The organism is Methylophilus sp. 'Pure River', from assembly GCF_046765995.1.
Lineage (GTDB): Bacteria > Pseudomonadota > Gammaproteobacteria > Burkholderiales > Methylophilaceae > Methylophilus.
In genome coordinates this window covers 107,574-122,294 of sequence record NZ_JBKOUE010000001.1, presented here as the reverse complement: position 1 = coordinate 122,294, position 14,721 = coordinate 107,574, and the positions used below count along the sequence as shown (strand labels likewise).

Annotated in this window: 13 protein-coding genes; 1 reads left to right on the top strand and 12 read right to left on the bottom strand. The window is 41.2% G+C overall.

Translation table 11 applies throughout. The features are described from left to right. Positions 1-137: 137 nt before the first annotated feature. Complete coding sequence (locus tag ACIDE9_RS00605) at positions 138-695, bottom strand: hypothetical protein (RefSeq protein ID WP_411991947.1); 558 nt, start codon at positions 693-695, stop codon at positions 138-140. A gap of 227 nt (positions 696-922) precedes the next feature. Between ACIDE9_RS00605 and ACIDE9_RS00600 the strand changes: the two genes are divergently transcribed. Then, positions 923-2,242 carry a J domain-containing protein gene (locus ACIDE9_RS00600; protein WP_411991945.1) on the top strand — a complete coding sequence of 440 codons (1,320 nt, stop codon included), beginning with the start codon at positions 923-925 and terminating at the stop codon, positions 2,240-2,242. Between the two features lie 81 nt (positions 2,243-2,323). Here ACIDE9_RS00600 and ACIDE9_RS00595 read toward each other — a convergent pair whose 3' ends face one another. The 11 genes from ACIDE9_RS00595 to ACIDE9_RS00545 form a co-directional block, all read right to left on the bottom strand. Further along, positions 2,324-3,049: a hypothetical protein gene (locus ACIDE9_RS00595; protein WP_411991943.1), complete on the bottom strand. Its 726-nt coding sequence runs from the start codon at positions 3,047-3,049 to the stop codon at positions 2,324-2,326. Positions 3,050-3,089: 40 nt separating this feature from the next. After that, positions 3,090-3,542 (bottom strand): hypothetical protein, encoded by a 453-nt coding sequence (locus ACIDE9_RS00590; protein ID WP_411991941.1) that lies wholly within the window; start codon positions 3,540-3,542, stop codon positions 3,090-3,092. Between the two features lie 52 nt (positions 3,543-3,594). Continuing rightward, the gene (locus ACIDE9_RS00585) at positions 3,595-4,104 is read right to left on the bottom strand and encodes a thermonuclease family protein (RefSeq protein WP_339378036.1); all 510 of its coding nucleotides are present in this window, start codon (positions 4,102-4,104) and stop codon (positions 3,595-3,597) included. Positions 4,105-4,124: 20 nt separating this feature from the next. Further along, positions 4,125-5,048 carry a DUF4407 domain-containing protein gene (locus ACIDE9_RS00580; RefSeq protein ID WP_181256652.1) on the bottom strand — a complete coding sequence of 308 codons (924 nt, stop codon included), beginning with the start codon at positions 5,046-5,048 and terminating at the stop codon, positions 4,125-4,127. Next, on the bottom strand, positions 5,045-6,781 hold the full coding sequence (locus tag ACIDE9_RS00575; RefSeq protein WP_106288034.1) for a hypothetical protein: 1,737 nt from the start codon (positions 6,779-6,781) through the stop codon (positions 5,045-5,047). The genes ACIDE9_RS00580 and ACIDE9_RS00575 overlap by 4 nt, the downstream gene beginning before the upstream one ends. A 12-nt stretch (positions 6,782-6,793) precedes the next feature. Then, a complete protein-coding gene (locus ACIDE9_RS00570) occupies positions 6,794-8,107 on the bottom strand; it encodes a DUF4407 domain-containing protein (RefSeq protein ID WP_106288035.1) in 1,314 nt (437 codons plus the stop codon). A 47-nt stretch (positions 8,108-8,154) separates the two neighbouring features. Next, positions 8,155-8,661 carry a hypothetical protein gene (locus ACIDE9_RS00565; RefSeq protein WP_106288036.1) on the bottom strand — a complete coding sequence of 169 codons (507 nt, stop codon included), beginning with the start codon at positions 8,659-8,661 and terminating at the stop codon, positions 8,155-8,157. After that, on the bottom strand, positions 8,662-10,647 hold the full coding sequence (locus ACIDE9_RS00560; protein WP_146131538.1) for an OmpA family protein: 1,986 nt from the start codon (positions 10,645-10,647) through the stop codon (positions 8,662-8,664). Positions 10,648-10,799: 152 nt separating this feature from the next. After that, positions 10,800-10,913 carry a YHYH domain-containing protein gene (locus ACIDE9_RS00555; protein WP_106288072.1) on the bottom strand — a complete coding sequence of 38 codons (114 nt, stop codon included), beginning with the start codon at positions 10,911-10,913 and terminating at the stop codon, positions 10,800-10,802. 282 nt (positions 10,914-11,195) lie between these two features. Further along, complete coding sequence (locus ACIDE9_RS00550) at positions 11,196-12,407, bottom strand: MFS transporter (protein ID WP_106288038.1); 1,212 nt, start codon at positions 12,405-12,407, stop codon at positions 11,196-11,198. 45 nt (positions 12,408-12,452) lie between these two features. Beyond that, positions 12,453-14,711: a TonB-dependent receptor plug domain-containing protein gene (locus tag ACIDE9_RS00545; protein WP_411991938.1), complete on the bottom strand. Its 2,259-nt coding sequence runs from the start codon at positions 14,709-14,711 to the stop codon at positions 12,453-12,455. Between the last annotated feature and the right edge of the window lie 10 nt (positions 14,712-14,721).

The following is a 14,721-nucleotide window of genomic DNA, read 5'->3' as shown; positions in this document are numbered from 1 at the left end:
GATTTGATAGCCAAACCTACTGGAAACTTGAATTGCCCTTCTCTTCCCATAAAAAAATCCAAGAAAACATCATGGCCATCTCGGCGCTACGATACATATTCAAATCCAAATCCAGATCTAATCCTCTTTGCACAGCCTTATGTCAGTAGTTCCGAAAGCCTAAATGATTCAATTGGTGCACCGTGAGATGATTTGCACTCAACTAGTATGTCTTGATCCAAGACCATATTTTCAGCGTTAGCTCGCTGCAGAAGCAATCGCAACCTATATGATTCGATATTTACACAATGGAATATTCCAAGGTCGTATCGATAATTTTGGCGAAGCTCAGTGAGTTTTTTTAAATCGTCTATTAGATCGGCAGATGACAAGGCCGGTGAAACTTTTACTTCGATTGCTGCAACTTGATTATCGAAGTTTCCGGGCGTGTGAAAAAGAAAGTCAGGCATTCTCTGCGCACTCAAAGGCCAAACCTCGTACCGCTGTGCTATATCAGTTGAAATAACAGCTTTAACCAACTCGCTATGAAGGTAGATATTTCCAATGGGACCATTTACTCGCTCATGATGATGCATTGCAACTCTTAAAAAATGATATAGCTCGTAACAATAAACACGTTCAGCATAGCCAAAATAACCCGACCCTACACGGTTAACAGCATAACGAAACCACTCTAAGAAAATTGCAGAGTCCATGAATACACTCACCAATCACATTTGGTAAAAAATTAAGAGAAAAATTAAGGAGGCCAGAGGAAGTAATCTGGAAATACCGTTCATCCGTTGCTAGATATAGCAGAAAAGCCAGTTGCACGATCACATTACCCAAGTTTAATGAATTTTAGACGGTAAGGTAGGGTATTATTCGTCAAAAGTTAAATAATGATAATGCTGCCTCATTTTACAAACCAGGGAAAAAATAAGTGAGTTCAAAAGACCCTAAAGGCTACTACAAAATATTAGGCATAGATTGTAGCGCCACTGAATCCGATATCAAGTCGGCATTTAAAAAGAAGGCGATGGAGTTACATCCGGATAGAAATAAAGCCAAAAATGCTACACAACTTTTTCAGTTGTTAAACGAGGCACTCAGTGTACTCAGTGATCCTGACCTAAGAGCTGAATACGATACCTCACTTGTTGAAACTGTTCATCACACACCTGAAGAGGATGAAGACCAACCTGAGCCGGCTGTTTGCTCTGTATGCGATAAAGTATCAGCCCAGCCAAGATATTCAATTTTCTATGACGTAAGAAGCTTCCTATTCTATACGTCCAAAAGAGCTCACCAGGGCATTTACTGCAGCGTATGTGCCGAAAAACAAATATTGAAGGCCTCCTTGGTTACATGGCTGTTTGGATGGTGGGGCTTACCGTGGGGTCCAATTTACTCGATTCAAACACTATTAGTTAATATGTTTGGAGGAAAACGCCCTAACGATATGAATGCTCGGCTGACTTTCTATCAGGCATGGGTATTTGCATACAACAACAAACTGGATGTCGCATATGCCGTGGCACAAGATGCATTGAGGTTTGCCAATAAACTCCCAAGGAGAAATGCATCACAAGAAACGCTTACTTTAAAAAATGACATTGATAATTTAATTAACACTCTTACAAAAAATGGTGTTAATACGGTAAAACTAATCAACTCATGGGCACTTTTCAATAAAGCTTTTTATATACAAGCCTCAGTCATGCTTTTGGTTTTTGGGGTTGTGGCAGATGCTCTTTACAATGAAAGTAAACGAAACAACAATAACTCCAATGGAAGTAGCTACTCGGCTTCAGAGCAAATTGCGGAGCCAATACAGCACAAGCCAGCCTACACTCGCCCATTAGAAGATCCGAATGGAAACGAATGGCCTGACTTTCCAACATATGTCGATGGGTATCCGCAGCTTAGGACGAACGGTAAGTCCAAGGTAACAGTAGATAACAATAGAAACGATTCTGATGTATTCGTTAAACTCTATGCTCTTCAAAACAATGGCGCTGCTCCTGTACGGGTATTTTTCATCCCAGCACATAGCGACTTCACAGTCGAAAATATTACGGCAGGTGAGTATGACCTAAGATATCAAAATCTGGATAGTGGAAAACTGTCCCGCTCGGAATCATTTGTAGCTAAAGAGAGACAAACTGATGAAGGCATTGAATTTAGTGTCTTTACGATGACACTATATAAAGTCGCAAATGGCAACATGCATACATATGCCCTTGATGAAGATGAGTTTTAGGAAGCAAACCTCATCGATTTATTGTAAGCGTTGTAGCTGTCATCACTTGTTGAGGAGCAGTTGGTACTGAAGCGTTAGCAATTAATATTGCTCTTGAATTTCATTAATCCTTGCTACATTCGCTTCTTGATGGCAATTAATGATATGAATTTGCTCTCTATTGAAGTTGATATGTGAAACATTTGAGTTTATGTTACTTGCATGATCACTCAATATACTCCCGCATTTCTTATTTTTATTATCCACAAAAGTTAGATAGTCTGACCTTCTACCATCCAAATCGCTCTGGCTTGCAGATGAATCGTTTAGTAAAGACATGTAACGAGCCCGTAGTTGTTTCTCAGACTCAGACCATCTGTAAAAATCCTCACGAAATGAAGGTTGTTCATCAGCTGGGATAGTAGCATGCGTCTTAGTATCTGAAGTGCCGTCAGATGTCTCATGTTGATGCCCCGCACCATCCGATATGAAATCGATGGGATTGGTTTGTTCAGTGCCCATCTCAGGTGGGACCTCTGCCCCTGACTCAACCTCTTCAACTTCACGGCGGTCTATAAACGTACTCTCATCCAACTGAACAGTCTCCGTTAGATTATTTTGTTCCTGTTCTGTATTTTTATTGTCGCCATATAGGCCGACTATTATCAAAATCGCAAAGAATAGAACGCCAACTAGCAAACCCTCCCGGCTAATCTCTATATTTTCGCTGCCGCAATTTGGACATTTATTTGATAGATTTCTACCACGGGGATACCAGGTGTCTCCGCAATTTTTGCACTTATTCTTCGGTCTTTTTGTTTGTGCCATTTCAGAGGCTCTTAGATTATTTGAAATTGATAAAAGTTAGCTAGGTCTCTGAGAACTGTTGAGAGTAACCTTTTATACGCTCTTGCTCTTCTTTCATTTGAACCAAACCAACAATTGCAAAAATGAATGCCGCCAGTGCTCCAATAGTTGGTTGAATTGCATTTATCATTGAGTTCGAGCTTAAATACCAAGATGCTACGATACTAAAAATCGTAAAAATCCCGAGAATTGTCGTCATCACTACCCCAGCGATCACTTTTCCCTTTGGCGCTACTCTGAAGGTAATGTATATGTATAGCCAACCAAAAACTCCAGAAGAAATAGTTGGTAAGATATATCTAAACCACCAGCCATCCTCGTGGAAGTCCCCCTGAAACTTCATTAAAATCCAATGTAGAAATACAAATAGCATGGAACCTAGCAAGCCGCCTAATATTGAAGCAAATGGTAATAATGGCCAACGCCACCATTGTGATGATTGTTGTTTTTCCATTTACAGCCCTCTTCCTTTTATTATCAGTTCGTTTCTTATTGAGTATTTTAACTCAGTGCTCACTCTTCTTTTTTCTCCAATCCCAAGGCGGTATCGAATTAACTTCACTCCACAAGCCCAATTTGGAAGCTTGAGCTTTTAGCTCCTCATCTGAGTAAAGCTCTCGTTCTGAAGGTAATTGCTCATTTTGATATTTCTTATAGTGCCAAGCTAACCCCTTCTTAATTTGCTCCAAGTTCACATCTAGCTTATTAAAGCTGATTTTCCCTATTACCCTGCCATATCGATCATATTTAGAATATTCGACAAATACATCTTTATCGTAAATCAAATCAGAAAGTGATTTCTTCGAGACTTGGCCAAATGGCTGTGCTTTCTCAGGAGCGTCAATTCCTGAAAGCCTAATTTTGTATTGCTTGTGCGAGTCTACAAGCAAAGTGATTGTATCGCCGTCAACGACACCTACTACATGCCCCCTCAATGAATCAGCACTTGCTGAAGAGCACAACAGCAGGACAGCGCTAACTAATATAAGGTTTAGATTTATTTTTCTCATTTTCATCACTCTGGTTACGCCTGTTCTTACTCTTGATTTTCAATTTCGGAAGTCGTGAATTTTCTTGACCTCATCACACGCTCAGCTTGAATAAATCGATTCTCTGTATGCGTTCCTTGGAAATTTACCCTGTAGTAATCTTTGAAAATACCGTTGTCGGCAAGCGAGATTTGATTCTGGAACTCGACCTTGAACTCATACACCCCTTTAACCCAAAGCATCCTTAAAAAGATGGGCACGATGTAAAGATGAATCGCGACTACAAAAATCAAGAGAGTCAGTAGTGGATTCTGGTTATAGATCTTGTCAAGCAACCCCATAAAGCTTTGTGAACTCTGTATTAAAAGCTCCTCCTGATTGTCATTGAGCTCTTTGAAGACCTGACTCTCGCTGACTGCCATCTGATCATTAGAAGTTTCATCCATGTGTGCTTCAATGAGCATTTGCGCCTTTGACTTGATTTGGCTCTCTTCATTCTGCATTAATCTGTCAATATCTGAAGCAGTTACAACATGATTTACTTCACGGTGTAATAACAAAATATTGAGCGGTGCCCCTAAAGATAGAGCTAATACCAATGCCATGATTATTTGTGGAATTGCGTTTTTGATTTCATCAGAAGTAATTCGTGAGGTGCCATCTCCAATTCCAGAAATTGTTAAACACGCACGGTAAATATTGAATACGACTAAGAACCAAATAAAGCCTGTGACCAATGCAATTGAAAAATTCACATAGTCGCTGTATTTACTATCAATTACGGATGCTTCCAATATGTTGTAAACGGTATAAATAACACTTATGAAGCTCAAAAGGCTGACCATTAAAACCAATAAGCCAATGTATAGATTTCTTCGGCGTTCATGTAATGGGCAGTCATATATCAACTGGGTGTCCACGCCTGCGGAGGCATACACAAAGCCCTTTAGCGCATGAAACAGTTTCTTCACAATGAACTCCGCTTATTATTTTTAATAGCTTCTCTAAGAGACCTATAAAGATCATCGCCAGTAGAGTTTGGCTTCTTCTTGCGCTCTTTCACATTAGACTTGTACAGTGGGTGTTGTATTGCTGTCTCATCAAACGGCTCCCCTTCTTTGATAAATCTGTTTCTTATGTTTCTGATAACTGTTCTAAATATCCGAAACTGCTTATGAAGGCTCACACGGCTAAATTGAATGCTTTTTAATTCATACCTCAATATCACACCCGTATTTATATAATCTCTGTAGATATAAGGCCCACCTACAAATAAGATTACAAACAAACTTAGAATAATCGCCAAGAAGACGTGTTTGACAAACCAACCCGTATAGTTAAATAGAATTGACGGATTTTGAAGTTTTTTTGTTTTCACTTCTTCAATACTTTGTACATTCTTGGCTAGCATTTCATCGATGAACTGCAATTCTGATTTAACGATACCCTCTTCTGCCTCCAAGCATTTAGCAAAAGTACTTTGTTCAAATCCTGAGTAAGTTTTACAGTAATCACCCGCAGGGAGCATACCGTCCATATCTACCCTGCTCATTTCTTTATAAAACTGGCCTTGACCCCAAGTCAGCAAAATAGGAAATTGCAATTGCAACGATTGATATAACCTAGGATTTTCCTCATCACTTGCGAACTCAGAGGCAGTAGTTCTAAAGGTATTGTTAAGCTCGACTGACTCATTCAAGTTTTTCAAGAAAGATTCTACTAGCTCGCCACGCTCATCATTACTCAAAGACATAACATAGCTACTTTCCTGGTTCTCCCAGTTGATCGTTTTACTGATCTTCGCACTATCAGAACTTGCCGATAAGCTAAACAAGAAATACGACGCCAACGGTTTTTTATTAGCTACGATTGAAATTAAGCTATCAGTATCAACCGAATGAGAAAACATCCCGGCATTGGGTGGGGTTAGTTCGAGCGAATGATCAGATGTGACTTTGGAAGGCCCTCTGTAAACAAAAAGACTTATGTCCCCTGCACTTATGTTGTCGTAATAGCTTTTGATTTTGGCATCTAAATCGACACCATAAACCTTTGAGAGGGAAGTAACATCGAAACCCAAGCCGACTAGTTTATTCTTCAGTTGTTCTAAAGTGTCTTTGGAATCACCATCATCAATCAATATTGCTTTTTTCACGTATTTGGCCGTGACATTTGGTGCATTCTTATCAGCGAGATTCCGATAGGTTTCTAACTGAATAAGCCTCAAGTTTTTTTGTGCAGAATAGTTTTTGTATTGATTGGATATCGATTCAATCTGGGTATCCAGATGGCGAATAGAAACATTCGACTCCAATTGATCAGTCAGAGATAACCACGCCAGCAAAATTGGCTGCGAAAACAGCAAACCAACCATGAAATAGCTTAATGGTCGAAATTTAGAGGGTTGCCATTTCTTACGCTCTAGTGGCTTAAGATTGGACTCCATACCACTTGTCGTAACAAGCAAAACATTTAGAGAGACTAGTACAAAAAATGCGATAAAAAAACTAATCACCCCTGAAAGAACACTAACTGCTGCATAGCTGACGATATACCCTATCGACAAAGCGCAAAGTAGTGTTCCGGCCAAAGCCCATATACTGAGTGCAACCAGTTTGAATTGGTCTTCTCCCCTGAGTCGTTCAATCACCTCAGGGTTGAAGCCATTGAATTCAAAAAGCACTCTTGAAATAAATGCCTTCATAATTCGTATTTACTAACTGTTTTCAGTAAAGTACTTTTCAGGATTTGCCTGAATGTCGCGTTTCATCTTTCTTAAGTATGCTTCTTGTGCAGTTTTAGATAACTCACGTTCGGCGGCCAAAGTGGCTACCTCATACTCCTCAATAATTTTCGCTTGATGGAAGTTGGGTGATACCGCACCTATCGGTGAGAGATTCTGGCCTGCTTGAATCAATGGGTACTCTTCAATGCCAAACTTAGCTGTCACAATCCTATTTTGGTTTTCACTTAGCAGGTCATATGGACCTCTAATAAACATCATCTTGATGAAGATTGGAGTGACCTCAATAATAATCAGTAAAAGCATTAGCAGCTTCGAAGAGGTTGGAAACAGCTCATGAGCAATATTGATCCTATTTCCCAGACCATCAATATTCACTGCACGGCGCGTATTCTCCATATGCGCCTTAGTCTTTTCTTCTGACAGTTGCGTAAGTTCAGTCTGCAGTTGAGCAATATCTGTCTTTAAGTGACTAATGTCTTGCTCTAATCTCGGCTTCTCTTCTTGAAGTTCAGCTTCCATTTTCTCTAGGTTGGCCATTTTGTCACGCCACGCCGGACCACGGCCTGCCGTTCCAGTTTTAGTATTACCACCAGCCTCATCCTCCAAGGTTTTCCGTTGATTTTTGATATCCAGAAGGCCGCCATTTAATCTGGACTCTTTCTTCTGAAGCTCTTCACGTTTTTCTTGTTTCCGCCCGTTTAGATCCGCTTCTCTCATTGCAAAACCGGCATTTGAGCCTTCATCATATTTTTTTGTTTGTTCCGTCTGTCTAACTTCTAACTCAGCATTGATTTCAGATTGAAAGACTCTAATTTCCAATGGCGCAGAGATACATATCCCGATGAATACAGCCATCACGATACGAGGAAGACCATTGATCAGTTCATCCCACGTAATCTTCTCAGTACCATCACCATGCCCTGTGGAAGTAACGATGAAACGATCCAGGTTGAAAATCACCAACGCCCAAGCAATGCCACATACAATCGCCCACAAGACACTCATGGGATCCGATACCTGTTGCTCAGGAGTTAGTGCATAACTGATCTTAGGGCCAAATACTGTGTAAAAGGCATATGATCCAGACAAGAATGCAAGAACAGAGGTGGCTAAGATCACCCCTCCGATACCTTCTGCTTTGACGCGTTCTGAATGTGGGCATCTTCTGATGAGTTGCTCATCAATACCGGCGCAGAACCACAGGAACTGCCTGATTTTCCCTGCTTCACATTTATAATCGTATTTGTCCAAATCTTTTGGATCAGAAGTTTCAACTGCAGCCATTCTCACTCCCCTTGGTTTTCAAGTGTTTATTAACTGTTGCTAATACATTAATGAACCGAAGGCTCATTAGTTAATGCTTCATTGCTAAACTTAGCCTTTGATACTCGCATATTGATGAATCTTGGCTTCATTGATACTTTGCGAATGTTTCTTAGAGCTTTGTTCGACCTAGTTCTGTTTAATTTGTAAACAAATTCTCGCCATTCCAACAATATTTGCTTTGCCGCTTCGATTGGCTTTAAAGCCACTTTTGGCATATTTGGCGGTGTGAGCTTCCAATCAGCTTTAGCCACCTCGAAATATGTCTTACTACTACTGAATAATGTGCTGGTTTTAATTACCAATTGCGCACCAATAGGTACCGCTATCATCGCGGTGTTAACTGCAGGTGATTTGATCTTTACAGATTTCCATTGAGGATGACTTTTCGAACTAATAACGACCTTACATTTGCCTCGAATATGAACGTTGACCCAAGTGAGTTGCCGACCAAAGATCAGCTTAGGATGAGCAAGCTTTAATTCCACTAAAGGTTTAGTCTTATGAAATAACATTTACTGGTCACCTTTGGTATCTGCTTCACAATTGCCTTTAAGCTCAACCCTAATATTCATTTTCTGAGCTTCAGGATCTGGATCAGTTGTTAGTGGTTCAGAGCTACCAACACCTCTAACAATTAACTGCTCAGAGTTAATGTTTTCGTTATCCAATATCCATTCTGCAACAGCATTTGCTCGCTGCTTACTCAATCTCATGTTTCTGGCATAACCAGCGGGGTTTGGTATTCCGTTTTCAAACGTCTCCCCAGTTTGATCTGCATGACCAGTGATAATGAATTTTTTCGACTTGTCCTGCTCGGCCATCCAGGAGGCTAGTTGTTCAAGTTTTGTAATTGCCGTTTCTTTGATAACGAAACTGTTTCTTTCGAATAAGCCCAACTCACCCAGGTAAACACTGGTATTACAATCATCTAAAACATTTGGATTTGATTTTAAGTCGCCAGCAGTAACTTTCTTATTTGAGGCGTTTGACCCAGTTAAAGATTTGACTTTATTTTCACTATAATTTGCAGTCTGCTCTACGACAGTATTCTCAACCACTTTCTTAGTATTCATGAGCTGAGAAGCAACAGAATGTTTTTTATCACTATGGCTTGAACTTTCAGGATGACTAATGTCGCATTTGGGTTTTGTGCAACTCATAGTCAACATGACCGCCAATGCAAAGGCGATGGCTAATGCAGTTTTTGCAAAACAATCTCTAATGAATGCTGAAAGAATAAAACTGACGAGAATTATTGCTTCCCAAATTCCAAATGACGAAAGGTCATAACAAGCATGCTGCTTAGCATTTGAGAATGCCACCAATAAACTAAACAGCGATACTCCAATTAGAAAACTTCTGAATTTTTTCTTCTGTACTGCATCCCGTATGGTCAAACCTCGCTCCTGGACTATATCTCCAAGTATGCAAATTGCTTTGGTCGAGAAAAAGAAGAATAAGGCTTGTACAAGATGGCACCAGAAGAAATCCTTCCAGCCCCCATCAGACCTAAAGTAGAAGAAAAGATAAAAGGTCAGTATCGAAAGCAAAATGTTATTGCATAGCCAACACTCCTCAACGCGACTCCTCGCCAAAATATTGCGCACCCCCCCGCCTCCAGTTTTAAGGGTATCAGTCTCAAATTCATCTTTATCTGAACGGGGTGCTAATGGTGGAGTGGGGCCTTTACCTGATATTCCCGGGGTATTAGTCGAGGGTGCAGAACCATCTGTCAGTGTCTGCTCTTGCGGCACTGATGTTTGAGTCGCTGATGCAGCCGCAATTGCAGGGATATTTTGTATTTCTGGCGGAGAATTTACCGCGTTTTCAAACTCTTCTTCTTTAACCAAGCAAGCGCACAACGTACCTTTGATATGCCCAGCGATTTTATTTTGATCTAAAAATTCTTTTTCAGAAATTCGTTGCCAATCATAGATGACTAAATCGGCAAGATTTGCCGGCAAATAGTCTTCCGAATTCAAATCTTTTACTAATATAGAATTGCTGAAGTCTTGTCTGATTGGCTTGGGATCGGCCGTGATTGGGAGATTTGGACGCCTATCAGTGAATTTGTAATTGATTAGATGGCCACGGGCTATCTTTATGTCGTAGTCTCGATGGTAATTCTCTTTTACAGCCAGGACATTTGGAATCCCTGTGTTTGAAAGTGTACCGACGAAATCGCCTTCAAACTCTCCGATAAGCCAGATTCCCTTAATGTCTCTTTTCAGGGTTAAATTAGGAGCTAACCAGTTACTACCATCATAGTCCCACCAGTCATAAGCTAATGACCCACATTGAATACAATGTTGAGGTACGTGACTATGAATTATTGAGTTATTACATGTTTTGCAGATGTAGGAAATCTCTGAATCAATTTCGCGTTTGATAATGTAGGCAGGGGCTATTCCACATTTTTTGCAAATAGATTGAGGCGCTGTCAGATTCCATTGACAACGCTTGCACCTCATCACTAATCGGAAGCTTTGAATAGCCACCCTGTCGCTCCCCTTTTATTTTTATTTCAGCTTTTAATTTTTTATGACACTTGGAAGTTTATTTTAGACTTCTACGCTTCGCAAACTCAGCTACAGTTATAGAGCCTTTTATAATCTAGTTTTTCTTTCTTCTTTTTTAAACCTCTTTATTATTAGTGGCAGTGGTAAGTACCAGCTTTTTTATCATGATGACAACCTTGCTTATTAGTTCTGCCAGAATGCGCATTAGATACTAAACAGCTAAATGTTAAAATCAGAAATACCATCAAAGTAAATCGATTCATATCCCCTCCCATATGGGTCTTCCATTCTTTTTAGGTACGTCAAAAATTTACCTAACGCCGATGAACCTATTTTGATAGGTAAGTATGATTATGATAAATGTTAATCAATGTATTTGCACCCATATAATTACTAGTCTGCTTATATTGCATCCCAGCCTTCAGGAAAAGTAAAAACGGTGATCGCCGTTTTGCTTTAAGCCTATTTTTCCAATAACGATGACATTCAGGTCATAGGTATCGATTTGACTCAAAGCAACAAACCAATTAACGCTCCTGCATCCTGAAGGCCACCACGACTCCTGAAATCAAGCTCACAACGCCTATGACAGTAATCGCTAAACTGAATCCAAAGCGGTCAGCCATGATTCCGGCTGAAAGAGCACCGATCGCATATCCTAGATCACGCCAGAACCGATAGACACTCAGAGACTTAGCCCTCCAGGTTGGATGTGAAGCATCTGAGACTGCCGCGATTAGGCTTGGATAAACCATTGCAGTACCAATACCCATCATCATGGCTGCAAGAAACCAGTATTCAAATTTATCTGTCACTGCGGTCAGAATCAGCGCAATACCTTGTATCCACATACCAACCACAATCAGGCCTTTTCTACCCCATCGGTCGCTGAGAGGTCCGGTGACAAGCTGGCCTATGCCCCAGACCATTGGGTGTATTGACCTGAGTAAACCAGTATTAGCCACGCTCAAACCAAAGGTATTGAAGAACAGTGGCAAGATTCCCCAACTCATTCCATCATTTAGGTTATTGATCATTCCCGCTTGAGATGCGGCAAAGAGATTCCTATCCTTAAAAGAGGTGAGTAGAAACACCTCCTTGAATGTCATAGATGAGGTCTGTTTTGGATTAATCCTGGCTTCAAGCTTTACGTGTTCACTTGTATCTCGTACCAACAACAAGGTTAACAACGAGCCAGCCACCGCATAAACTACACCTAGCAGTATTGGGACAGGACGTAAGCCATAACTACTTGCAAGATATCCGGTAACAAGTGCAGTTACTCCGACTGAAAAATAACCTGCAAACTCATTTAAGCCTACAGCTGTTCCCCTACCCTTTGGGCCAACCAAATCTACCTTCATTATGACAGTCATAGACCAAGCAAACCCCTGGCTTAAACCCAGCAAGATATTTGCACCAATAATCCAATTCCAGGAAGGCGCAGCAATGATTAGAAATGGGACAGGTAAACCGAACATCCACCCCAAGATTAATACTTGCTTACGCCCCCAATAATCTGCCAGTTGCCCAGAGATTAAATTTGCAAAAGCTTTGACCAACCCAAAACTGATAATGAATGAAGTGATTAGAGTCGTTGACTCAATATGAAACTCCACTTTACCTATCAAAGGGACAACAGTTCGTTCAACACCAATCATGCCCCCCACGAAGGCATTGATGAGTATTAAAAGAGAAAATTGTTTCCAATTCTCTCTTAGCCCGAGTTGTACGTTCATTTTGATTTATCTTTTAAAAACAAAATAGGCATCTGCATGCAGAACTCAATAGAAGAACGTCACCGCAACATTGGCAGACCGGCCCATGCCAGGAACATTAATTCCCCATGGAATAATCCCTGACGTCATAGAAAACCCTTGGCCAAGATAAGCTCCCCCTAACGGCGAGTAATAAAGCTTATTCAAAGCATTCTCCAGACTTAAATCCACCTTCATGAATTTATTGCTATAGCTAGTCCTCAAGTTCAACAAACCATAGCCATCGGTTTCTGTTTCGTTTCTAACAGCTGAGACATGAGTTTTAGCAGAAACCATCTGCACCTCTGCTTGCGATGTCCACCCACCTAGCTTATGCTCTAAAGTGAAACGGCCATTAAGTGGCATGATGTGATACAGATTGTCACCGGTCCTGGTGTTTTCACCTCTCACATACCCAATCATTGACTTTGCAGTCCATTGACCAAGTTGACCATCATTTGCTAGTACCCGATAAGCAGATAAATCCAAGCCATACAATTTCGCTGCGTGATTTTCATATTGCAGTGTTACGAACCCATTAGTCTTGGTCGTATTGGCTGCCCCGCAACTGGCTAATGTGCATCTTACAGCGTCAATATAATTGTCTACATAAGTCAGATAGGCGTTTGCTTTCGCTGCCCATACCGAACGATTTTCATCATGCCAATCGGCTGAAATATTAGCTGTGTGAGCTATCTCAGGATCAAGTGACATATTGCCTATATATGCATTCCCATCCCCTACAAGATTATTCATTAGGGCCGCCATCGTGAATGAGGACCATGGATAAAGCTCATAGACACTAGGTGATCTGCTTTTTCTAGCCAATCCAAGCTCATACGATTGTGTACGATCAGGCGTATAGCGAGCCAACGCAGTCCAATCATAGTTCTGATCTCGCCGACCTTGGCTCTTAGCATTGAAAGTATTTGCGTCAGTTTGATAGAGACCGGCGCTATATCCTTGAACCTTACCTGCATCAGCATTGATCATATCTGTACGCACTCCAAGTGAAGTAACCCAATCTTCAGTCCAATTGCTTTCTACCTCAGCAAAGATCCCTACCCTGTCACGTTTGCCATTTCTGACATTCCAAAAATTATTACAACACATTGCGCCAGGTCCCATCCCCTGAACCGGCGGCCACCAATCATCTAATTTATAAAGTTTGAAATCTCCTCCCACCTTGAAAAGATGGTCATTCAAGAACGGAAGTGATGCAGTAAGACTACCCCCTTCGGTCTGTGACTCAGAGAGCATGGGCATAGCGGGCATTGCATAACTTCGCTCGTATGACATATCCATGGCATGCTTAACTCGCTGCCGGAACAATTTGAGATTCAAGTCACCCCAATCAAACAAACCTGTATATCTGAAATTGAAGGACGTGTTTTCATTATTGGTCATGTCCATACGCTGGTTCGGAAATCCCTCGAACCCTACGCTTTGCTGACTAATCCCTAATTGGAATAAATGACCATCACGTTTGAAAGCCATATCCAGAGACTTGTTAACCGAGCCTGATATCGAACTAGATCCGACCTCATCTAAATCTGTTTTCTCCAAACCATTACGTAAAACTGGCGCCCATGTACTTGCATCTTTGAAATTCTTCGCTGCCCTATAATTTGAGGAGCTCAGATGAGACTCTGAGTACTGGAAGCTCAGTTGATCGGTAGCAAAGCCTGCGGAAGCGTTCCAACCATGTGCATACCCATTGCTTCTATAGAAGGTACCAACACTCCCATTTATAAGCTGCTTTCCCACCTCAGCAAAGACTGGACTTAACGAGGACACTTGTATCGTCCCACCAATACTATCCCCTCCCTCGCTCACCGGTGTGATTCCAGTAAAGGCTTTGACACTCCCAACTTTTACGGGATTAATATATGAAAGAATAGAATTCATGTGATTTGGACATGCTGCAGATAGGTCCATACCATCTACTTGAATCTTCAACCTTTCATCTGCCAACCCATGTATGGCTGGTAAAGCGGAGATCGCACCGGCCTCATTCACAGTCAGCCCAGGAATATCCTCTAACAAACGCGTAGTGTCCAAGGTGGTGGAGCTACGCGTCTTGATATCTCGCTCACTTATTTCTTTACCTGACAACGGAACAGAGTGTGCCCTTACGCCCTCGACTTCGACGACAGGAATATCCAACGCTGCAGATACTTCAGCAGTATCTGCATATGAGGGGGATGAAGCTAATGTAAGAAATATGACACTAAGCTGCACCGAAGCACTTAGTTTGACCGGTTGATATTTTGAGTGTGTCTTCATATGTGTCACC

What these genes read in the sequence shown, in the direction of transcription:
- ACIDE9_RS00570 (WP_106288035.1), bottom strand. Translation starts at nt 8,107, where the DNA reads ATGGCTGCAGTTGAAACTTCTGATCCAAAAGATTTGGACAAATACGAT.
- ACIDE9_RS00590 (WP_411991941.1), bottom strand. Translation starts at nt 3,542, where the DNA reads ATGGAAAAACAACAATCATCACAATGGTGGCGTTGGCCATTATTACCA.
- ACIDE9_RS00545 (WP_411991938.1), bottom strand. Translation starts at nt 14,711, where the DNA reads ATGAAGACACACTCAAAATATCAACCGGTCAAACTAAGTGCTTCGGTG.
- ACIDE9_RS00555 (WP_106288072.1), bottom strand. Translation starts at nt 10,913, where the DNA reads ATGGTATTTCTGATTTTAACATTTAGCTGTTTAGTATCTAATGCGCAT.
- ACIDE9_RS00595 (WP_411991943.1), bottom strand. Translation starts at nt 3,049, where the DNA reads ATGGCACAAACAAAAAGACCGAAGAATAAGTGCAAAAATTGCGGAGAC.
- ACIDE9_RS00585 (WP_339378036.1), bottom strand. Translation starts at nt 4,104, where the DNA reads ATGAAAATGAGAAAAATAAATCTAAACCTTATATTAGTTAGCGCTGTC.
- ACIDE9_RS00575 (WP_106288034.1), bottom strand. Translation starts at nt 6,781, where the DNA reads ATGAAGGCATTTATTTCAAGAGTGCTTTTTGAATTCAATGGCTTCAAC.
- ACIDE9_RS00565 (WP_106288036.1), bottom strand. Translation starts at nt 8,661, where the DNA reads ATGTTATTTCATAAGACTAAACCTTTAGTGGAATTAAAGCTTGCTCAT.
- ACIDE9_RS00550 (WP_106288038.1), bottom strand. Translation starts at nt 12,407, where the DNA reads ATGAACGTACAACTCGGGCTAAGAGAGAATTGGAAACAATTTTCTCTT.
- ACIDE9_RS00605 (WP_411991947.1), bottom strand. Translation starts at nt 695, where the DNA reads ATGGACTCTGCAATTTTCTTAGAGTGGTTTCGTTATGCTGTTAACCGT.